This window comes from Streptomyces sp. NPDC046465 (assembly GCF_040646035.1).
Lineage (GTDB): Bacteria > Actinomycetota > Actinomycetes > Streptomycetales > Streptomycetaceae > Streptomyces.
The window spans coordinates 197,907-216,809 of the sequence record NZ_JBEYZK010000007.1; the positions used below are offsets into that span (position 1 = coordinate 197,907).

At 71.6% G+C, this 18,903-nt stretch carries 22 protein-coding genes; 10 read left to right on the forward strand and 12 right to left on the reverse strand.

What is annotated here, in order from left to right; genetic code table 11:
• Nucleotides 1-23: 23 nt before the first annotated feature.
• The gene (locus ABZ953_RS13285; protein WP_361721504.1) at nt 24-401 is read left to right on the forward strand and encodes a VOC family protein; all 378 of its coding nucleotides are present in this window, start codon (nt 24-26) and stop codon (nt 399-401) included.
• Nucleotides 402-485: 84 nt separating this feature from the next.
• On the opposite strand, the gene ABZ953_RS13290 is transcribed toward ABZ953_RS13285, so the two are convergent.
• Together ABZ953_RS13290 and ABZ953_RS13295 are read right to left on the reverse strand one after the other, a co-directional pair.
• The gene (locus ABZ953_RS13290; protein WP_361721507.1) at nt 486-1,013 is read right to left on the reverse strand and encodes a DUF6879 family protein; all 528 of its coding nucleotides are present in this window, start codon (nt 1,011-1,013) and stop codon (nt 486-488) included.
• The gene (locus ABZ953_RS13295; RefSeq protein WP_361721510.1) at nt 991-1,146 is read right to left on the reverse strand and encodes a hypothetical protein; all 156 of its coding nucleotides are present in this window, start codon (nt 1,144-1,146) and stop codon (nt 991-993) included. The genes ABZ953_RS13290 and ABZ953_RS13295 overlap by 23 nt, the downstream gene beginning before the upstream one ends.
• 47 nt (nt 1,147-1,193) lie before the next feature.
• On the opposite strand from ABZ953_RS13295, the gene ABZ953_RS13300 reads away from it, so the two are divergent.
• The gene (locus ABZ953_RS13300; RefSeq protein ID WP_361721513.1) at nt 1,194-1,835 is read left to right on the forward strand and encodes a DUF5753 domain-containing protein; all 642 of its coding nucleotides are present in this window, start codon (nt 1,194-1,196) and stop codon (nt 1,833-1,835) included.
• Here ABZ953_RS13300 and ABZ953_RS13305 read toward each other — a convergent pair.
• The 3 genes from ABZ953_RS13305 to ABZ953_RS13315 form a co-directional block, all read right to left on the reverse strand.
• Nucleotides 1,775-2,020: a DUF397 domain-containing protein gene (locus ABZ953_RS13305; protein WP_361721516.1), complete on the reverse strand. Its 246-nt coding sequence runs from the start codon at nt 2,018-2,020 to the stop codon at nt 1,775-1,777. The two genes, ABZ953_RS13300 and ABZ953_RS13305, sit on opposite strands and share 61 nt — an antisense overlap.
• A gap of 148 nt (nt 2,021-2,168) precedes the next feature.
• Nucleotides 2,169-2,360 (reverse strand): DUF397 domain-containing protein, encoded by a 192-nt coding sequence (locus tag ABZ953_RS13310; RefSeq protein ID WP_361721519.1) that lies wholly within the window; start codon nt 2,358-2,360, stop codon nt 2,169-2,171.
• Nucleotides 2,357-3,022 carry a DUF5753 domain-containing protein gene (locus tag ABZ953_RS13315; protein ID WP_361721522.1) on the reverse strand — a complete coding sequence of 222 codons (666 nt, stop codon included), beginning with the start codon at nt 3,020-3,022 and terminating at the stop codon, nt 2,357-2,359. The genes ABZ953_RS13310 and ABZ953_RS13315 overlap by 4 nt, the downstream gene beginning before the upstream one ends.
• A gap of 551 nt (nt 3,023-3,573) precedes the next feature.
• Here ABZ953_RS13315 and ABZ953_RS13320 point away from each other — a divergent pair.
• A complete protein-coding gene (locus ABZ953_RS13320; RefSeq protein ID WP_361721525.1) occupies nt 3,574-3,918 on the forward strand; it encodes a PadR family transcriptional regulator in 345 nt (114 codons plus the stop codon).
• The gene (locus ABZ953_RS13325) at nt 3,918-4,985 is read left to right on the forward strand and encodes a hypothetical protein (protein ID WP_361721528.1); all 1,068 of its coding nucleotides are present in this window, start codon (nt 3,918-3,920) and stop codon (nt 4,983-4,985) included. Before ABZ953_RS13320 ends, ABZ953_RS13325 begins: the two co-directional genes overlap by 1 nt.
• Nucleotides 4,986-5,071: 86 nt before the next feature.
• Here ABZ953_RS13325 and ABZ953_RS13330 read toward each other — a convergent pair whose 3' ends face one another.
• The 4 genes from ABZ953_RS13330 to ABZ953_RS13345 all read right to left on the reverse strand — a co-directional run bounded on the left by ABZ953_RS13330 (nt 5,072) and on the right by ABZ953_RS13345 (nt 9,005).
• Complete coding sequence (locus ABZ953_RS13330) at nt 5,072-6,448, reverse strand: M1 family metallopeptidase (protein ID WP_361721912.1); 1,377 nt, start codon at nt 6,446-6,448, stop codon at nt 5,072-5,074.
• A 195-nt stretch (nt 6,449-6,643) separates the two neighbouring features.
• The gene (locus ABZ953_RS13335) at nt 6,644-7,804 is read right to left on the reverse strand and encodes a hypothetical protein (RefSeq protein ID WP_361721531.1); all 1,161 of its coding nucleotides are present in this window, start codon (nt 7,802-7,804) and stop codon (nt 6,644-6,646) included.
• On the reverse strand, nt 7,801-8,397 hold the full coding sequence (locus ABZ953_RS13340; protein ID WP_361721534.1) for an ankyrin repeat domain-containing protein: 597 nt from the start codon (nt 8,395-8,397) through the stop codon (nt 7,801-7,803). Before ABZ953_RS13340 ends, ABZ953_RS13335 begins: the two co-directional genes overlap by 4 nt.
• Nucleotides 8,398-8,447: 50 nt before the next feature.
• Complete coding sequence (locus ABZ953_RS13345; RefSeq protein WP_361721537.1) at nt 8,448-9,005, reverse strand: heme-binding protein; 558 nt, start codon at nt 9,003-9,005, stop codon at nt 8,448-8,450.
• A gap of 382 nt (nt 9,006-9,387) precedes the next feature.
• Here ABZ953_RS13345 and ABZ953_RS13350 point away from each other — a divergent pair, with 382 nt between their 5' ends.
• The 3 genes from ABZ953_RS13350 (at nt 9,388) to ABZ953_RS13360 (ending at nt 11,809) form a co-directional block, all read left to right on the forward strand.
• Nucleotides 9,388-10,575, forward strand: coding sequence for a sensor histidine kinase (locus ABZ953_RS13350; RefSeq protein ID WP_361721915.1), 1,188 nt, complete (start codon nt 9,388-9,390; stop codon nt 10,573-10,575).
• Between the two features lie 89 nt (nt 10,576-10,664).
• Nucleotides 10,665-11,276 carry a response regulator transcription factor gene (locus ABZ953_RS13355; protein ID WP_361721918.1) on the forward strand — a complete coding sequence of 204 codons (612 nt, stop codon included), beginning with the start codon at nt 10,665-10,667 and terminating at the stop codon, nt 11,274-11,276.
• Between the two features lie 35 nt (nt 11,277-11,311).
• Nucleotides 11,312-11,809, forward strand: a complete 498-nt coding sequence (locus ABZ953_RS13360; protein WP_361721921.1) for a hypothetical protein — start codon at nt 11,312-11,314, stop codon at nt 11,807-11,809.
• Nucleotides 11,810-12,051: 242 nt separating this feature from the next.
• Here the strand turns inward: ABZ953_RS13360 and ABZ953_RS13365 are convergent, their stop codons facing one another.
• Nucleotides 12,052-12,945 carry a LysR family transcriptional regulator gene (locus ABZ953_RS13365; RefSeq protein ID WP_361721540.1) on the reverse strand — a complete coding sequence of 298 codons (894 nt, stop codon included), beginning with the start codon at nt 12,943-12,945 and terminating at the stop codon, nt 12,052-12,054.
• A gap of 109 nt (nt 12,946-13,054) precedes the next feature.
• Here ABZ953_RS13365 and ABZ953_RS13370 point away from each other — a divergent pair, with 109 nt between their 5' ends.
• The gene (locus ABZ953_RS13370) at nt 13,055-14,143 is read left to right on the forward strand and encodes an alcohol dehydrogenase catalytic domain-containing protein (protein WP_361721543.1); all 1,089 of its coding nucleotides are present in this window, start codon (nt 13,055-13,057) and stop codon (nt 14,141-14,143) included.
• 194 nt (nt 14,144-14,337) lie between these two features.
• Here ABZ953_RS13370 and ABZ953_RS13375 read toward each other — a convergent pair whose 3' ends face one another.
• A complete protein-coding gene (locus ABZ953_RS13375) occupies nt 14,338-15,015 on the reverse strand; it encodes a pentapeptide repeat-containing protein (RefSeq protein ID WP_361721924.1) in 678 nt (225 codons plus the stop codon).
• Nucleotides 15,016-15,243: 228 nt separating this feature from the next.
• On the opposite strand from ABZ953_RS13375, the gene ABZ953_RS13380 reads away from it, so the two are divergent.
• Nucleotides 15,244-16,434: an NAD(P)-binding protein gene (locus ABZ953_RS13380; protein ID WP_361721546.1), complete on the forward strand. Its 1,191-nt coding sequence runs from the start codon at nt 15,244-15,246 to the stop codon at nt 16,432-16,434.
• A gap of 149 nt (nt 16,435-16,583) precedes the next feature.
• The gene (locus ABZ953_RS13385; RefSeq protein ID WP_361721927.1) at nt 16,584-17,861 is read left to right on the forward strand and encodes a GNAT family N-acetyltransferase; all 1,278 of its coding nucleotides are present in this window, start codon (nt 16,584-16,586) and stop codon (nt 17,859-17,861) included.
• 103 nt (nt 17,862-17,964) lie between these two features.
• Here the strand turns inward: ABZ953_RS13385 and ABZ953_RS13390 are convergent, their stop codons facing one another.
• Nucleotides 17,965-18,888, reverse strand: coding sequence for an aminoglycoside phosphotransferase family protein (locus ABZ953_RS13390; protein WP_361721549.1), 924 nt, complete (start codon nt 18,886-18,888; stop codon nt 17,965-17,967).
• Nucleotides 18,889-18,903 lie beyond the last annotated feature (15 nt).

An 18,903-nucleotide genomic window follows, 5' to 3' on the forward strand; every position in this document is an offset into this window, starting at 1 on the left:
ACAACCCGCCCTACGCTCACCGCATGATCGCCAACCTGCAGTGCGTGGTCCTGGACTGCCCCGCCCCCCTGCCCCTCGCGGAGTTCTACGGTGCCCTCCTGGGCGGCACGGTGAACCGCCCGGACCCCCGCTGGGCCATCAGCGCCGACTGGTCGACCCTGCACACGCCCACGGGCCTGATCCTGTCTTTCCAGCGCGTAACCCCGTACACCCCGCCGCGCTGGCCCGACCCGGCCGCACCTCAGCAGTTCCATCTCGACTTCCAGGTCACCGACTTGGAGGCCGCCCATGAGCAGGTGCTGTCGCTGGGCGCGACGGTCCTTGACGCGGAGTCCGGGGGCGGTGGGTGGCGGGTGTACGGGGACCCGGCGGGGCACCCGTTCTGCTTGGTGCGGCACTGAGGCTTCCGTGCCGCACTTGAGGCTTCCGTGCCGCACTGAGGCCTTGGTGCGGCACTGTCGCCCCGCCGACCGATGCCGCGCCCTTCAGAAGATCCTGTATTCCTCGTGCGGAACGGCCCGACCCCACACAGCTTCGAAAGCCGTGGAGCACAGCCGGGCCTGGGCAGGATCCGTCGTACGCTCCTCATCCCCGTCGGGGGAAAGCTCCCCGTCCCCGGTGAAATGCAGGAACACGACCAGGCTGTCGTCGAACAGCCAGAAATCATTCCCCGGCAGCGCCAGATCCGAGGCCCGGCGCCGGGGCAGCCACCGGACCTGCTCCCCCGCCTGAACGTTCCCGGCCGTTACGTGGTGCTCAAACCGGATGTAGTCGGTGACGGGTTCCGACACGATCCTCGCCCGGCGCACCTCGACGCCCCGGCCGGTGATCTCCCGCATGAGCGAGAGCCATGCGCTCTCCTCCCGGTCCAGGGAGCGAGACGTGTCCCTCGCGCCCTCCCGCCAAGCGATGTAGTCCGGGGCGGACTGCATGTAGCCGTCCCGCATCTCCAGGTGCACGGCGGACCGTCGCGCCAGCCGGAACAACTCCTCAAACGTGGGCGACTCCGCCACCGTTCACCTCCGGAAAGAACTGCAGCATGCGTCGGGGAATCTCCACGACAGTCTCGTGGTCCGGCAGCTCCAGCTTCGACAACCGCTCCTGGTCCAACACCTTCCAGCCTTGGGCCAGAAAGCTCCGCGTCATGCATGGAACTTGCGGATACCTGCAGGGATTTAAGGTTCACACCGTGCATGACCACGGGAAGACTCCTGGGCATGACAGCGTCCGGCAGTGAACACAAGACGTGGGACAAGGCCCGCCAGGAGGGCACCGGGCCGGTGCAGGACGCGTTCCTGGAACTCGTCCGCAGGACCCAGCACTCGCACCACTACTGTCCGAACATCATCTGGGGCAACCTCCAGACCGCCGACTACGCCAGAGCCGTCTTCCAGCGGGTCGTGGACTTCCACGAGACCCTCGACGACGTGGAGGAAGGCGTGGTGCGTCGCACCTCCCGCGCACAGTTCCTCGGGCAAGGGGAACGTACGTATCACACACTCCTGGGCGAGCAGGCGCTGCGGACGAATCTTGGTGGCGCGGAGGTCATGAGGGGACAGCTGAAGCGGCTCATCGGTGCGCTGGACGTACCGGGCCTCAGGCTCGGCATCATCCCTGCGCGGGCGGAACTGGCCCTCTACCCGGGGCATGCCTTCTCCATCTTCGACGGGCGACGGGTCGAGGTGGAGAACTTTTCGGCGGGCCTCACCATCACGGATGAGGACGAAGTCCACGCCTACGAGCGGGCGTTCCGGCTTCTTGAGCAGTCGGCGGTCTACGGACGCGAGGCCCGGGCCCTGATGGAGACGGAGCTGCACGCCGTCTCCGTCTCCTGACCGGGCGTCCAACGTTCAGCCTTGCACGTGCGTATCAGGGCGGCGAGACCGTCGGGTGTGACGGTGAGGGTCGCGTGGGGGGTATCGCTTTCGCGGACCAGGGTGTGGGGCGCGTGCCGGGCCAGCTCGACGCAGTTTTCTCCTCCGGCCCCGGAGAAGGACGACTTCTGCCACTGAACGGTCATGGGGTGGGCTCTCACAGTTCTCTCGCGATGGCGATGGCGATGGCGATGCACTCCGGGGCGGACTGCCTGTAGCCGTCCCGCATCTCCAGGTGCGCGGCGGACCGTTGCGCCAGCCGCACCATTCACCTCTCCCGTCTCCGTTGGTCGGCTAATTCGCGGCCTTGCACGTGCGTATCAGGGCGGCGAGGCCCTCGGGGGTGACGGTGAGCGTGGCGTCGGGGGTGTCGCTTTCGCGGAGCAGGTTTCGGGCCTCGTGACGGGCCACCTCCACGCAGTCCTCGTCACCCGCCCCTGAGTAGGACGACTTCTGCCACAGGGCTGCCTTGGGGAAGGTATTCACAGCGCTCTCTCGATATCGTGGATGAGTTGCCGGGACTTCTCGACGCTGAGTGCGGCTCGGTCCGCGACGTCGAGCAGCGCACGGTACTTTTCGAGCCCTGCGTCCGTGCTCAGACTGCGCCCGCCCAGAGCGCCGGCCAGGCGGACCGTGTCCAGTTCTCTCATCGGGCCACCCGCATAGAGCACGGGCTGGGTGACCTCGATGAATTGCTCGCTGGCAAAGGGGATGACGCGCACGGTTACGGTCGGCCACTCGGAGGCTTCCCGGAGGTAGCCGAGTTGCGTCCGCGCCACTTGGGCCCCACCGAACCGCATGCGCAGTGCCGCCTCGTGAATGAGCGCCTCGAACCGGGGCGGCTCGTCCCGCTCGAAAATGCGGCGCCGCTTCATCCGGAACTCCACGCGCAGATCGAGCTCCTCAGACGGGAGTTGGGGGAGGTGGCCGCCATAGATGGCCCGTACGTAGCCCTCGGCCTGTAGGAGCCCCGGCAGGGTCACCGTCTGGAGGGACCTCAGATACGTCGCGTGGTGCTCAAGTTCGGCAACGTCCAGGAACCCCGGGGCGAGCACGCTCCGGTAATCGCTCCACCATCTCTTGCCTCGCTCCTCAGCCATCGCGCACAACGCTTCGACCAGTTCGGCGTTCGATGCCTCGTAGTTCACAGCCAGCTGACGTACCCGCTCGGCACTGACACCCCAACGGCCTGCTTCGATGTGGCTGATCTGGGCTTGGTTCCCGAGCGTCACGCCTACAGCCACTCCGGACGTCAGTGAAACCGCAGAGCAGCCGCCGCAAGGCGGCCGAGCCACGGTGGCCCCGGGCAGCAACCCAGCAACGGAAAACGGGAGTTGACGACCATGGACCACCCGCACGAGTCCCCGGCCACCCCTCAGACGTACCACCTCACCACCCCCAACACCCCCCTCTCCCCCAAGATCTGCCGCGACACCATCGCCCTGCTCCTCACCCTGACCGGCAGGCCCGAGCTCGTCGACACCGCCCGCACCCTCGTCTCCGAAGTCGTCACCAACGCCGTCACGCACACCGGTTCCCCAACCACCCGCATGGACACCCGCATCCTGGCCGAACCACACGGAGGCCAGGATTTACAAACTCCCGACTATTCTGGATACTTGAATAGTCGGGAAAGCCGAGTAAGCCGAGTAGATCGAGTGAGCCGAGTAGGCCCAGCAACGGCGAAGGAGAGAGCACCGTGGCCGTTCCACCCACCGCATGGACCCGTGCCGCGCTCCCCCTCTGTCTGCTCGGCATCCTCGACGGGGAGCCGAAGAGCTACGGGTACGCCCTGCTCAGCAGGCTCGGTGACGCCGGGCTCGACGGCGTCAAGGCAGCAACCCTCTATCCAGCGCTCACCCGCCTCGAAGAGGAAGGTGCCGTGGAGGTCGAGTGGGGTGCCGGCGAGGGCGGGCCCGGGCGCAAGTACTACCGGATCACCGAGGAGGGGCGGGCGAGGCTGCGGCGTGACCAGGCCGCTTGGGGGGACTTCTCCCGAACCGTCGCCTCGCTCCTCCCGGCGCAGGTCGAAGGGGGACATTGATGAGCAAGACACATACGCCTGAACTCAGTTGGGCTCGCGACCAGGACCAGGAGTGGGCCGACGCCGTGCACGTGCGGCTCGCCCTCGACGAAGACGTGCCGGTCGGGTTCGCCGAGGAGATGCTCGCCGAGGCCCACCAGCTCGTGGCCGAGGCAGGGCAGCCCGCCGCCGACGTGCTCGGCGACCCGGCCTCGTACGCCCGTACCGTCGCCGCCGAACGCGTCAGCGAGCAGTACCGGGCCGGGATCGACACGCATGGCATGCAACCCGGGGACCGGGTCACCGCCTCCGTCGGGTCGCTCGGGTTCATCCTGCTCGGCGTCTTCGGGCTCTACTGGATCCAGGACGGCCTGTGGGTGACGGTGAGCCGGTCCTCGCTCGCGGGCTTCGCCGGGATCGCGCTGGGCGCCACGCTGGGGTGCCTGGCCTTCGTCGCCCGCGCCGCAGGGCTGCTCCGGGGCATGTGGGCGTTCCTGGCGGGCGCGGCCGCCGCGCTGGTGGGCGGGATCACCCTCGCCACCGCGCTCTCCGAGGAGCGGCTGTTCCGCGTGCCCGCGCCCGCGCTCATGCTGCTCGGCGTCGCGTGGATGGTGGCCGCCTTCCTGCTCCCCGACGAGCGCGTCAACCGCTGGTTCACCCCCGCGCGCCCGTCCGGCGGCCTCGACGACGACCGGTGGCTGGCCCGCCTGGAGAACCTGTTGCGCGGGCGGCACGGCATGACGGCCGCCGAGGCCCGCGGCCATGTGCGCGAGGTCCGGCAGCACCTCGCCGCGGCCCCGCAGGACGGACGCGCCGAGGACGTCTTCGGTGACGCCGAGATCTACGCCCTGCGTCTCTCCGAAGGCCCGCGCAGGCAACAGCGTGTCACGCGCCAGAAGTTCTACGGCGCTCTCTTCTCGTCCGTGGTCTTCGCCGTCCTCACCGCGGACCAGCTGATCGATCCGCAGGAGCGGTCGGGGTGGATCGCCTGTTACGTGGGCGCGTTCGGCTGCGCGGCCTGGGCCGCGGTCGGCGAGTGGCGCCGCCTGCGCGAGCTGCGCGCCACCGCGGCGGCGGACAGGACGTAGCAGGGCGCAGCAGGGAGTAGCAGGGGGTAGCACGGAGTAGCACTGAGTAGCAGGGGCCGTCGGACTGGGCCGTGCGAAGCGGGCCGTCAGGGGTGGTCCGGCTTTCCGTCCCCGTACAGCCAGTCGCCCCAGATGCGGCCGACCTTCCGCCGCGCCTCCTCGCCGCCCGCGTGCTGCTCGACGTACTCCGTGAAGTCCGCGGTGTCCGCGTTCTTGTGCCGGTACGTCTTCGTCCAGCCCTGCACGATGTCGTAGAACGCGTCGTCGCCGACCGCCTGGCGGATCTTGTGGATGACCATCGCGCCGCGGTCGTAGACGGGCGGGTCCGAGATGTGGGCGGCGTCCGTGGGCCTGGCGGGCGGGAAGTCCCAGATCGCCTCGTTGTCGTCGGCGTCGTCGTAGTAGTCGCCCTCGTAGAGCGCGTCGAAGGTCTCCTGCGCGCTGTCGCCGTCGTGGTCCTCCTCGTAGAGCCACTGCGCGTACGTCGCGAAGCCCTCGTTGAGCCACATGTCCCGCCACGTCTTGGGCGTGACGGAGTCGCCGAACCACTGGTGGGCCAGCTCGTGGACGAGGAGGTCGGTGTCGGGGGCGCCGGGGAAGACCGGGCGGGTCTGGGTCTCCAGGGCATAGCCCGCGTCCCCCTCGCGGTCGACGATCGCGCCCGCCGAGGAGAAGGGGTAGGGGCCGAAGTTGTACTCCTGCCACTCCAGGATGTCCGGGATCCTCGCGAGGACCTTCTCGCTCGCCTTCGCCTGGGTGGGGTCGACGGCGGTGACGACCGGCAGCCCGTCGTCCGTCGTCGACGTCTTCATCTCGAACTTCCCGATGGCCACGGTCGCCAGATAGCTCGCCATCGGTTCGGCGCTGTGCCAGGCGAAGGTGGTGCGGCCGCCCTTGGTCGACTCGCGGGTCAACTCGCCGTTGGAGATGGCCTTGAGGCCCTCGGGAACGGTGACCTCTATGTCGTACGAGGCCTTGTCGCTCGGGTGGTGGTTGCCGGGGAACCACGCCATGGACCCCGTGGGCTCGCCGAGCGCCAGCGCGCCGTCCTCGGTCTCCAGCCAGCCCTCCTCGGCGTCGTCCGCGTCGGTGATGGTCTCCGGAGTGCCCGAGTAGCGGACGCTCGCACGGAACGTCTCGCCCCGGTCGAGCTCGTCGGCCGGGCGGACCCGCAGCTCCTGACCGGCCCGCTGGAAGCGGGCCGCCTCCCCCTCGACCGTGATGCCCGAGACGTCCAGGCCCTTGAGGTCGAGGGTGAAGGAGCTGAGGTTCTTGGTGGCGCGGGCGGTGATCTCGGCGGTCCCTGTGAGGTGCCGGGAGTCGGGCTCGTAGCCGAGGGTGAGGCCGTAGTGCGTCACTTCGTACCCGCCGTTGCCCAGCTTGGGAAAGTACGGGTCGCGCACGCCGTCGGCGCCCGGGGTGCCGTCCACACCCGTGCCGCAGGCGCTGACGGTGGCGAGCAGGGCGAGGGAGCAGGTGACGGCGGCGGCTCGCACGGCCGGAGATCGCAGGTCCACCGGGTGATCTTATGCGGCAAATGTGCGGGCGGGGGCGGTATGGGTGCTCGGTGCCGGGGTCCGTACCGGGGTCCACGCCGGGCCCCATACTTACTGGGTACCTGCTAAGTACCTGCCGGGTACCTGCCGGGTACCTGCTGGTCAGAGCACCGCGATGCCCAACGGCCGCTCGCCCGCGGGGAGTCGGCGTACCGTCCCGTCGTCCGTGTCGACGACCGAGATGCCGTTCCAATAGCCGTCACGCGTGAAGCCGCCCGTGACGTACGCGGTGCGGCCGTCCCGCGACACGGCGACGTCCTCGTGCGGACCGTCCAGCGGGATCACCCGCTCCTTACCGCCCGCGGCCCGCACGGTCAGCGAGGGGCCCTCGTCGGTGTCCGGGTCGATGGGCCCCGTGCCGACCGCGAACAGCGTGCCGTCGTCGGCGACCGTCACGCCGTGCTGATGCGTGTTCGCGGTCGTCTTCTCGACGTCGTACTCGCCGGTGCGCGGATCGAGCACGACGAGCCGCTCGCCCTCGAAAGGCAGCAGGAGCCGCCCGTCGGACGGCCGCACGGCCGCGTAGTGCGGATTCAGCCAGGAGCCGAGACCGCCCTCCGTGCCGTAGGGGGCGACCTCGATGCGGCGCGGCTTCAGCGAGTCGGCGCGTACGACCGTCACGTCGAAGGAGTCGTGGCCGGTCGCGTAGACCTCGCGGCCGTCCTCGGACACGTCGACGTCGAAGGGGCGGCGCCCCACGGGCACGGTGTCGGTCACCTCGCGCTCGTCCGTATCGATGACCTCCAGCGTGCCCTTGGCGCCGGGGACGTTGACGCCCACGTACACGTGCTCGCCGTCCGGCGCGAGGGCGATGCCCATGCCGCCGCCGCGGTACTCGCCGGTGGTGGCCGACCCCGTCTCTGTCCCCGACCCTGCCTCGTATGGGATTTCCGTCTCGTACGGGATTTCCGTCTCGTACGGGATGCGGTCCACGCGTTCGCGGCGCTCCGTGTCGACGACGGCGACGCCCTCCGCGGTCGCCACCCAGGCGCGGCCGTCCTTCCCGACGACCAGGCCGTACGGTGCCTTGCCCACCTTCACCGAGTCGACGGGGCCCTTTTCGGGGTCTACGAAGGTCACCGTGTCGGAGCCGAAGTCGGCCACCAGGAGGGTGCCTTCGGGGGTCTCGGTCGCGGCGGGGAGGGCGGCGGGACCGTCCGGGCCGGTGTCGCAGCCCGCGAGGAAGCCTGCGGCGAGGAGGGCCGCGGCCCCACCGAGGGCGGCCCTGGGCGGGTGCCTCCGGTGCCTCCGGTGCCTCCTCACGACGCGTCCCTGAGCAACTCCGCGATCTCCGCGAAGCCCCGCTGTTCCGCGTGCGCGAGCGGCGTGACGCCGTCCCGGTCGGCGAGATCCGGCGTCGCGCCCGCGGCCAGCAGCAACTCCACGATCTCTTGGTGCGCGCGGCCCCCGTCGCCGAGGATCACGGCCTCCAACAGGGCCGTCCAGCCGAGGTCGTTGACGTGGTCGGCATCGGTGTCGGTGACGCGCAGCACCTCTCGTACGTACGCGACGTGGCCGCGCTCCGAGGCGGGGATCACGGAGATCCCGCCGAAGCGGTTGCGCAGCTTCAGGTCGGGCCCCGCGGGCAGCAGCACGTGCAGCATCGCGACGCTGCCCGTCACCCCGGTGACCAGCCAGGGGCTGTCGGCCCTGTGGTCCTGCGCGTTGACGTCGGCGCCGGCGGCGACCAGCACCTCGGCCGCCTCGACGTGGCCGCCCAGGGCGGCGAGCAGCAGGGGTGAGCGCAGCTCGGCGTCCCGGGCCTCGACGCGTGCGCCCGCGGCGAGGGCGGCGGTCACCTCCGCGGCGGCACCGGCCCGTGCGGCGTCGAGCAGCCGCTGATCGACGGTGGACATGTGCGTTCTCCTTGTCGTCGTACGGGCCGGGAACAGCCTCGGCACGAGCCTCAGCGGCCGAGGGCCGCCACGCCCGCCTTCGCGAACTTCTCGTCCAGGTCGCCGCTCGGGGCGCCCGCGACGCCGACGCCCGCGATGGGCGCGCCCTTGGCGGTGACCGGGGCGCCGCCCGCGAGGAACAGCGTGCCGGGGATGTCCTTCAGGTTCGGGGTCTGCTCCAGGCGCTTGGTCAGCTCGGAGGTGGGCGCGTTCCAGGAGACGGCGGTGTAGGCCTTCTTCACGGCGGACTCGGGGGACTGCGGGCCCGCGCCGTCGCCGCGCAGCTCGACGATGGTGTTGCCGTTGCGGTCGACGACGGCGACGGAGACGCGCTGGTTCTCCTTTTTCGCGGCGTCGAGGGTGGCCTGCGCGGCCTTGGTGGCGGCGGCGACGGTGAGGTGCGTCGACTGCGTGAGGTTCTTGTTGCCCGCGTCGGCGGTGACGGCGGCCTTGGGGGCGGCGGCCGGTGACTCGGCGCTCGCGGAGACGGCGCCGAAGGTACCGGCGCCGAGAACGGCGGCGGTGGCGGCGATCGTGAGGACGCGGGTGCGGCGGGAGAGCTTCTGCATGGGGGCTCCTGGTGTGAGGGTGAGGGTGAGGGTGAGGTGCGAGGCGGGTTCGGTGGGTCCGAGGGGTGTTTGGGGCTTGGGGCCTGGGGCTGATGCTTGCCTCTGCCCTCAATCCTGTGGCCGCATCCGGGGCCCACCCCTCGACGTACCGGCTCGCAGCGGCGCGCGACTCGACCGACACCCGGGTCAACCGATCGGTTGACCCCGTGGTGGTCCCGGCGGGTCACAATGAAGGTGTCTGCCCAGTTCAGCGACCGTGTGACGGCAGTACGCAAGCAGTACGGGGCCGCACAGTACGGGGCCGCACAAAATGGCCGTACGAGAAGGAGCCGCCGTGGAACAGCGCACGCCGGACCCCGACGCCCGCTGGCTCGCGACCGTCATGCACACGGCGTTCTTCCTGCTCCTGGGCTCGTCGCTCGCCCGCTTCCTCATGCGCCACCCCGGCGAACCCCGCACCCCGTGGATCATCGCGCTGTCGGTCGCCCTCGCTCTCCTCTACGTGCTCGGCCCCACCGTCGGCGCCCGCCCCTCCGCGCCGCGCCGCCTCAGCTGGCTGACCCTCGTCGTGGCCGTCTGGGTCGTCATCGTGATACTCGCGCCGAGCTTCGCCTGGTGCGCGGTGCCGCTCTTCTACACGGGCCTGCGGACCCTCCCACCGCGCGCCGCGCTCTTCCTCGTGGCCGTCCTGACCGCCTTCGTGGTCGTCGCGCAGCTGAAGCTCGCGGGCGGCTTCGACCCGATACTGCTGTTCGCGCCGCCCGCCTGGGCCGCGGTCGCCGCCGCCGTCTTCCTCTACATGCAGCGTCAGGCGGCGCGGCAGCGCGAGCTGATCGACGACCTCATCCGCACCCGCCGCGAACTCGCCGCCACCGAGCGCCGCGAGGGCACCCTCGCCGAGCGCCAGCGCCTGTCCATGGAGATCCACGACACCCTCGCGCAGGGCCTGTCCAGCCAGCAGATGCTGTTGCAGGCGGCCGACCGCGTCTGGGACACGGACCCCGCGAAGGCGCGCACGCACATCCGCACCGCCGAGTCGATCACCGAGCGCGGCCTCGCCGAGGCCCGCCGCTTCGTGCACGACCTCGCCCCCGCCGACCTCGCGGACGGCGGCGGTCTCGCCCAGGCGCTGCGGGCGCTCGCGGAACGCGAATCCGACACCGGCCTCACCGTCCGCTTCCACGCGGAGGGCACGGAGGATGCGGAGGGCGCGGAAGGCACGGAGGACACTCCCGTACGCCTCCCCGACCGGGTCAGTTCGGCGCTGCTGCGTATCGCGCAGGGCGCCCTGGCCAACGTACGGGAGCACGCCGACGCGACCACGGCGGCGCTGACCCTGACGCTCCTGGACGACCAGGTGGTCCTTGACGTCGCGGACGACGGTCGCGGTTTCACACCCCCCGACACCGCCCCCGGCGGCACCGCCTCCGATACGGCCGGTGGCGTACGGGGACACGGGCTGCCCGCGATCCGCGCCCGCGCCGGGCAGCTCGGCGGCACACTGACGATCGAGTCGGCGCCCGGCGAAGGCGCGGTCCTCTCCGTATCGATCCCGCTGGAGCCGCAGTGACGAACGTCCCCGATCGCCCCGACCGCCCCGCCCACTCCGACGGCCCCGACCACCCCGAGCACCCCGACCGCCCCACCCGCCCCGTCCGTCTGCTCGTCTGCGACGACCACGTCGTCGTACGCGCCGGACTGCTCGCCCTGCTCGGCAGCGCACCGGACATCGAGGTCGTCGGCGAGGCGGGCACGGGTGAGGAGGCACTCGCCCTCGCCACCAAGCTGACGCCCGACGTCGTCCTGATGGACCTGCAGCTCGGCGACGGCATCGACGGCGTCGAGGCGACCCGGCGCATCACGGGCCTCTCCCCCGCCCCGCACGTCCTCGTCCTCACCACGTACGACACGGACGCGGACATCACCCGCGCCATCGAGGCGGGCGCGACGGGCTACCTGCTCAAGGCGGAGCGCCCCGAAGAACTCTTCGCCGCGATCCACGCCGCGTCCCGGGGCCGCACCACGCTCTCGCCCCCCGTCGCCTCCCGCGTCATGGCCCACATGCGCGCCCCGCACCCCACGCTCACCGACCGCGAACGCGACATCCTCGGCCAGCTCTCCCGGGGGCTCGGCAACCGTGAGATCGCCCGCGCCCTGTTCATCAGCGAGGCCACGGTGAAAACGCACCTGGGCCGCATCTACGACAAGCTCGGTGTGGAGACGCGGGCGGGGGCGGTGGCGGTGGCGAAGGAGCGGCGGCTGCTGCCGTGATCCTCCGGGCGCCCGGTCGTGACACCATCGACCCCGTGCTCGACATCGGCTACGCGCTCTCCGCCCGCTTCCCGGACCCCCCTCGGCTGGACTACAGCCGGGCGGACGTCCACACCCTGCGCCACGACCTCTTCTGCGGAGACGTGTACCTGGCGGACACGAAGGCGGACCGGGAACTGTCCACAGCCTGGGGATGGGTGCCCGTCCTCGACTTCGCGTGGGCCCTGTGCGACATCGTCGAAGCGCTGGACAAGGATCCCCTCGGCAGCCGGGCCTCCCGGCCCCAGTACGCGGAGCTCGACTTCACGGAGTCGACGGACCGCATGCTGTTCGCCCGCCGCTTCGGGTGGGTGGACATCGAGGCGGACTGGATGGACCCGGACGACCCGCCGCTCTCCTTCTCCCACGCGGAACTCCGGCGCGAGGCACGGGATTTCCTCCACGATGTCGTGGCGGACCTCACCGACCTCCACGACTCCCTGGCGGACAACCCCGCGATCTGGTCACTCCTGTCCCGCTACCCGCGGAGCTAGGGCCTTCCCCCTACGGCTTAAACCGCCTAAGGCCTAAGACCTAGGTCCGCTTGCCTCGGCGGAAGGCTGGCTGCCGAGGCCGTTATGCGCGGCCGCGGGGCGCGAGGAGTTCGTGCAGGGCCGTGACGACGGCGAGGCCGATCGCCAGTACTGCGAAGAACAGGCCGACGGTGACCGCGGTGCCCACCCCCACCCGTGAGGGGAAGGGGGTACACGCGATCGTGCGCGGCCTCGGCGGCGGTTCAGGCGGTCGAAGTGATCGCTCGGGTGACGGTCGTGATCGCCGGGGCGGGGTGGCCGGGGAGGCGTGCCACGAGCACCCTGCGGATCTCGGGGGGTGCGCCGTCGATGCGCAGCAGGCTCACCCCGGGCGGCAGCACCGGTGAGAGCCGGGACGGCACCGTCGTCACGCCGAAGCCGCCGGCGACCAGCTGGAGCTTGGTCAGCCAGTCGCGCGTGGAGTGGATGACGCGGGGCCGTCCGGGCAGGCCGGGCCAGACGCCGAGCAGCGGCTCGGAGCCCGATGACGGGGTGGCGATCCACGCGGCGTCGACCAGCTCGTCGACGTGCACCGTTGTGCGCCCGGCGAACTCTCCGGTCGAGGGCGCTGCCACGACCAGTTCGGTGTCCGCGACGGTCTCGACGTGCAGGCGCGGTGAGTCGCCGTCGAAGGGCCGGTGGGGTGGGCGGGACGTCAGCACGGCGAGGTCGAGTGAGCCGGCGCGCAGCGCCCGGATCAGGGTGGGCGTGGTGCTCTCGCGGGTGGTGACCGTGGTCTGCGGGTCGGTCACCGCGAGGTGTGCGAGTACGGCGGGCAGGATCGCCGCGCCCGCGCTCGGGACGGCCCCGAGCCGCACCAGTTCGGTCCGCGGGACGGTGCCGGCGAGCTCACGCTCGGCTGCTGCGAGCGAGGCCAGGACCGTGTGGGCATGCCGCAGCAGGGTCAGACCGGAAGGAGTGAGCCGTACCCCGTCCGGGCGGCGTTCGAAGAGGGTGGTGCCGGTACTGCGTTCGAGGGCGGCGGCCTGACGTGAGACGGCCGACTGCGTGTAGCCGAGTCGCTCGGCTGCCGCGGTGAAGCTGCCGGACTCGGCGATCTGCCGCAGGACCCGCAGTCCCGTGCTGGAGATGTCCATGCGACCTACGCATACCACGGATGCCAGATCGTCGCTTCCGGCATGCTCACCCAGCTCCTAGTGTCGATCTCACGAGCACGGACGAACACGGAAACATGGAGGTCATCACGTGCGAGCAGCAGTTCTGACGCGGTTCGGCGCCCAGCTCACGGTGCGGGAGGTGCCCGACCCCAAGGCCGGCGGCGGCGAGGTGGTGGTCGAGGTTCTCGCCGCCAATGTGGGGCCCTACGCGGGCGAAGTCTTCAGCGGCGAACGGAACTACCCCCTTGTCCCGCCTGTCGTGCCCGGTGTCGGCGGCGTGGGGCGGATCGTCCACGTCGGCCCGGACACCACCCGGCTGCGCGTCGGCGATGTGGTGTGGTGCGACTCGATGGTGCGCTCGCGGGACGACGCCCTGACGCCCGACATCACGCTCCAGGGCTGGAGCTCGCGCGGCGAGGGCGGCGCGCGGCTCGCCCGGTATTGGCACGACGGTGCGTTCGCCGAGCTCATGCGGGTCCCGACGGAGAACGTCTTTCCGCTGCCCGCCGCGGCCGGGGACGATCCGGCCCGCTGGGCCGCACTCACCGTGCACGCCATCTCCTACGGCGGGCTGCTGGCAGGCGGGCTCGCAGCCGGCGAAACGCTGCTCGTCAGCGGGGCCACCGGCAACCTCGGCAGCAGCGCGGTCGCGGTCGCGCTCGCGATGGGAGCGGGCCGCGTGGTCGCCCCGGGCCGCAACAAGGCCGCCCTCGACCTCCTCGCCGACCGGTTCGGTCCGCGTCTGCGCCCGGTCCCGCTGACCGGAGACGAGGCCACCGACCGCGCGGCGATGTCCGCGGGGGCCGACGGCCCGATCGACATGGTGATCGACTTGCTGCCGCCGAGCGCACCCAGCTCGGCGTCGCGCGCGGCGGCCATGACCGTGCGCGAGTACGGCCGCATCGTCCTCATGGGCGGCGTCGGCATGCTCGGTGGCGACGACCTCGCACTCCCGTACCCATGGATCATGCGCAACTCGATCACCGTGCGCGGGCAGTGGATGTACCCGCGCACAGCCAATGTCGGCATCATCCGGCTCCTCGCCTCGGGCACTCTGGATCTCGCCCCCGAACGAGTCCGGTCGTTCGGCCTCGATGCTGTCAACGACGCCATCGCGTACGCCGCCGCGCACGGTGGCCCGTTCGACCGCACCAGCCTCACCCCATCGGCTGGCTGACAAGGCCCCCTGATCCCCACCACCCCAACAGACCGTAGGCGGCGGACCAGCGATTTCCGCCCACACCCACACCCACACCATCAGGCGATCACAGAGCCACCTAAAGAGTCACGAACCGGCCTCTAAGGGCTCAGGGCTCAGGGCTCAGGGCTCAGGGCTCAGGGCAGAAACAGCACCTGAAGAGAGCCCCCCGCTCAAGACGCCACCCGCACCCCCACCTGCGCCGCGAACACCGGCGCCAGTTCGAGGAGCTGGGCGGGGCTGATCACCGAGCCGGTCAGGCACTCGACCCCCCGCGCGATCTCCAGCTCCGAAGCCCCCCGGAAGTCCACGTCCACCATCCGCACCCCCGAGAAGTCGGCCCCCCGCACCGCGCACCCCCGGAACTCCACCCGCTCCAGCGAGGCAAGCCCGAAGTCCGGCTCCACCAGGACGCACTCCTCGAAGACGACGTCCCGCAACCGGGCCTTCCGCAGGTTCAGGTAGTCGATCTTTCCGCCCCGCACCACCACCCGCTCCAGCACGCCCCCGTGCAACTGCACGCCGCCGAGCCGCGCGTCGACCACCTCGACGTCCCGCAGCGACGCCTCCATGAGGTCGGTGCCCACGCCGCGCAGCTCCGTCAGCACGGAGTCGACGAAGCGCGCCCGGGAGAGCCTGGTCTCGCCGACCGCGCACCCCGTCACCGCGGAGTCCATGAAGAGCGCGCCCGCGCCGTCCTGTCCCCCGAGGTCCAGGCCGCGGAACTCGACCCCGTCATAGTCCCCGTCGGGCTCCAGTTCCCCGCCCTCGAAGGGCTGGAGGGGAGGCAGCCGCACCTCGGCCCGCCGAGCCGCCTTGACCACCCGCGCCGGTTTCGCTGTCCGGCCCATGCCTGCTGTCCGATCCACGCCCGCTGTCCGGCCCATGCCCGCCGTCCGATCCATGCCCGCCGTCCGACCCACGCCCGCTGTCCGATCCATGCCTCCATCGTGCACGCCACGTCTGACATCGCCCGCCCACCCGAGCAGGCCGCTTCCCGCCCCTCGATGTCACATCCGGCCCACCCCCGGGCGTCCAAGAGGTGAAGCCCACGCACCCGCCCTTAGGGAGCCCACCCCATGCCCGACACCAACGCCCACCACATCACCGTCATCGGCGGCGGCTTCGCCGGCCTCACCGCGGCCATCAGCGCCGCCGAGGCGGGCGCCCGCGTGACCCTCCGCGAGGCCCACCACACGCTCGGCGGCCGGGCCCGTACGTCCGAGGGCACGTACAAGACGAACGAGGGCCCGCACGCCCTCTACAACGGCGGCCCCCACTGGGCCTGGCTCAAGCAGCGCAACCTCATCGGCCCCCTCGCCCCCCTCCCGCCCCTCGAAGCCGCCAGGCTGCGCCTGCTGCACCACGGCGAGCTGCGTCGCACACCGCCCCTCGCCATGCTGAAGCTGCTGCGCCGCAAGGCGGAACACGCCCCGGTGGACCTCGATTTCACGAGCTGGGCGACGGACGAGGTCGGCGAGGAGGGCGCGCACGCCGCCGCGCACTACGCCGCGGTGGCCACGTTCCACCACGACCCCGGCTCGCTCTCCGCCCGCTTCGTGCACGAGCGCCTGCGCCGCGCCGCCAAGCTGCCCCCGGAGGCGCACTACCCGCGCGGCGGCTGGGGCTCGCTCATCGACCGGATGGCCGCGCGGGCCTGGAACATGGGCGTACGCACGGAGACCCTTGACCGCGTCGACAGCCTGTCCGACATCGCCCGGACCGGCCCGGTGGTCGTCGCGACGTCCCTCGATTCCGCCCGCCGCATCCTCGGGGACGAGTCCTTGTGCTGGGAGAGCGGCCGCACCGCGCTCGTCGACGTGGCGTTCCGCTCCCGCAGAGGCGACGCCTTCGTCGTGTCCGACCTTGACCGGACGGGCTGGGTCGAACGTTTCACCGCCCAGGACCGCACGCTCGCCCCCGACGGCGAACAACTCGCGCAGGCGCAGATCCCCCTCGCCCCGAACGAGACCAAGGCGGACGGCGTGGCCCGCGCCGAGCACCTGCTCGACCTGGGCTGCCCCGGTTGGCGCGAGCGCCTCACGTGGCGCCGCGCCTCGGTCGCGGGCGGCCGTACGGGCGCCCTCGACCGCCCCGGCACCACGTGGCGGGACCGCCCCGCGATCGTCCGGGGAGACGGCGTCTTCCTCGCGGGCGACCAGGTGGCGGCCCCCGGCATGCTCTCCGAGGTGTCGTTCAACAGCGCGGTGGAGGCGGTGTCGCTCGCGCTGGCCGGGTGCGCCCTTGACCTCAAGTCCACTTCAGGTTGAAGGCTGGGGGCACGTCACGGCTGGAGACCCGCGGCAGCCTCCGATCCCCTGACCCACCCTCCCCACCCCACCCCACCCCTCCCCCTTGCCACCGCCCCGATATTCGGATGCCCGCACCGCATACGGGAACTACCGTCCGTTATATGGGTATGGAATCCGTCCAGTTCTGCGACATCCCCGAGTCGGGAATCGACCGCGCGCTCTCCCTCGCCTACCTCGTCTTCCACGAGACCCCGGAGGAGGAGAAGCGCAAGCACCACCACGACCTGTTGCGCGACTGCACCCGCATCGGCGCGTATGAGAACGGCGAGCTGGTCGGCTTCCTCGCCTCGTTTCCCTTCACGGTGTCGGTGCCCGGCGGCGAACTGCCCTGCCCCTGCGTGACGTTCGTCTCCGTGGCGCCGACGCACCGGCGGCGGGGCGTGCTCTCCGGAATGATCGCGGAGCTGTTCGCGCGGGCGGCGGCGGACGGTTCGCCGATCGCCGCCCTGTGGGCGTCGGAGGACGCGATCTACGGCAGGTTCGGCTTCGGCCCGGCCACGTATGGCCACTCCGTGGAGATCGACTCGCGGCGGCCCCTGGCCCTGCGCATCACCCCGGACGACCGCCCGCTGCGCCTGGTCGACCCGGCCGACGCCCCCGCGCTGCTCTCCGAGTATTACGACCGCACCCGCTCCGAGCGCGCGGGCCGCATCGCCCGCGGTGAGGCGTGGTGGCGCGAGGAGTGGCTGGTGACGGAGGACGAGGAGGACGACGAGCTGTCGCCGCCCCGCGTGGTCGTCCTCGGCGCCCCCGAAGGACCCGTCGGTCGCGAAGGACCCGCCGCGTCCGAAGGACCCGCCGCCCCCGAGGGAGCCGTCGCCGGTTACGCGATCTATCGCACCAAGACCCGCGACGACGCCCCCGGCCTGGTCCGCCTCGACGAGCTTGAGGCGGACTCCCCGGCCGCCGAGGCCGCGCTCTGGCGCTACCTCGCATCGATCGACCTGACGGGCCTGATCCGCGCCTGGGGCCGCCCCGTGGACGACTCGCTGCACCTCTTCGCCGCCGACCGCGACCAGGTCCGCGTGACGGGCGAGTTCCCCGCGCTCCGGCTCCGCCTGATCGACGTGCGGGCCGCGCTCACCGCCCGCACGTGGGCGGCGCCGGTGGACGCGGTCCTCGACGTACGGGACGACCGCCTCCCGGCCAACGCGGGCCGCCACCGCCTGACGGCGTCCCCCGACGGCTGTACGTACGAGAGCACCGAGCGCCCCGCGGACCTCACCGTCGAGGCGCGCGACCTGGCCGCGGCCTACCTGGGCGGTACGAGGATCGACGCGCTCGTCCGCGCGGGCCTGGCGACGGAGCACACGCCGGGTACGGCGGCGGCGCTGGACGCGGCGCTGCGCACGGCCCGACTCCCGCACACCGTGGACGAGTTCTAGACGGGTTCTAGATGGGTTCTAGATGGGTTCTAGATGGGTTCTAGGCGGGTTCTAGGCGGGTTCTAGGGGGGCCAGGCGAGTTCTAGGGGGTGCCGGGCGGGCCTCAGCGTCCGAGCAGCAGGCGCGCGATCTCCATGTCGTCGGCCTCCGGCTGCCGCCCGTCCTCGGCCTCCCACACCGCGTTCTGCAGGACCCGGCCCAGCGTCCACGCGCGCGCCCGCTCCCGGTCGAGCCCCAGGACCTCGGTCAACGCGTCGAACCGCCACAGCACCTCGTCCGGCTCGAACCGGTTGTCGAGGGCGGGCCACAGATCGAACCCGGGGTCGCCCGCGAGCGGCTTCGGGTCGATGGCGAGCCACGGTTCGCGGTCGCTCGCCAGGACGTTCTCGAAGTGCAGGTCCCAGTGGAGCATCCGGTCGCCCGGCTCGCCCATGACCTCGCGCACCGCGCCCCCGCACCGTTCGACGACGGCGCGTTCGGCGGGGTCGGCGATCGCCCGCAGCGCTTTTGGCAGGCCGTCGAGCATCTCGGCGGCGATGTCACCGAGGCGGCGCATGCCGTCGGGCGCGGGCCCCGCGGTCAGCCGGGCGAGGAGTTCGGCGAGGACGAGTACGGCCTTGCGGGTGTCGGCCATCGTCGACAACATCCGCCCGGCGTCGAGGCGTTCGAGGAGCATCGTGCCGGTGGCCGCGTCGTGGTCGAGGAGGCGGACCGCGCCGTCGCCGTCCCAGACCCGCAGCGCGACCGGCTCGCCCTCGGTCTCCTCGTCCAGGACCTGGAACTTGACCGCGGCGGGCGTCCCGTCGGCGCGCACCACGGGCAGCACGAGCGCGGCCATGCCGTGCATCGGGTCGCCGTCGGGGGTCAGGCCCCAGCGCTCGGTGAACTCCCGCACCCGCGCGGGCAGCGCGGCGATGAAGGCCCGGCCCGCCTCCCCGGCGTACAGGTGCTGCGACTCGACCAGGGCGTCCGGAATGCGAATGTCGATCACGTTCGGGACCCTACCGACGTGCGTGAATCGCCGCATGAGGATTTTTCGGGA

Coding starts and splice junctions, on each gene's coding strand:
- ABZ953_RS13325 (WP_361721528.1), top strand. CDS start 3,918: ATGAGCAAGACACATACGCCTGAACTCAGTTGGGCTCGCGACCAGGAC.
- ABZ953_RS13285 (WP_361721504.1), top strand. CDS start 24: ATGATCGCCAACCTGCAGTGCGTGGTCCTGGACTGCCCCGCCCCCCTG.
- ABZ953_RS13305 (WP_361721516.1), bottom strand. CDS start 2,020: ATGACCGTTCAGTGGCAGAAGTCGTCCTTCTCCGGGGCCGGAGGAGAA.
- ABZ953_RS13345 (WP_361721537.1), bottom strand. CDS start 9,005: ATGCAGAAGCTCTCCCGCCGCACCCGCGTCCTCACGATCGCCGCCACC.
- ABZ953_RS13380 (WP_361721546.1), top strand. CDS start 15,244: ATGCCCGACACCAACGCCCACCACATCACCGTCATCGGCGGCGGCTTC.
- ABZ953_RS13365 (WP_361721540.1), bottom strand. CDS start 12,945: ATGGACATCTCCAGCACGGGACTGCGGGTCCTGCGGCAGATCGCCGAG.
- ABZ953_RS13300 (WP_361721513.1), top strand. CDS start 1,194: ATGACCACGGGAAGACTCCTGGGCATGACAGCGTCCGGCAGTGAACAC.
- ABZ953_RS13295 (WP_361721510.1), bottom strand. CDS start 1,146: ATGACGCGGAGCTTTCTGGCCCAAGGCTGGAAGGTGTTGGACCAGGAG.
- ABZ953_RS13375 (WP_361721924.1), bottom strand. CDS start 15,015: ATGGGCCGGACAGCGAAACCGGCGCGGGTGGTCAAGGCGGCTCGGCGG.
- ABZ953_RS13390 (WP_361721549.1), bottom strand. CDS start 18,888: ATGCGGCGATTCACGCACGTCGGTAGGGTCCCGAACGTGATCGACATT.
- ABZ953_RS13350 (WP_361721915.1), top strand. CDS start 9,388: ATGCACACGGCGTTCTTCCTGCTCCTGGGCTCGTCGCTCGCCCGCTTC.
- ABZ953_RS13340 (WP_361721534.1), bottom strand. CDS start 8,397: ATGTCCACCGTCGATCAGCGGCTGCTCGACGCCGCACGGGCCGGTGCC.
- ABZ953_RS13385 (WP_361721927.1), top strand. CDS start 16,584: ATGGAATCCGTCCAGTTCTGCGACATCCCCGAGTCGGGAATCGACCGC.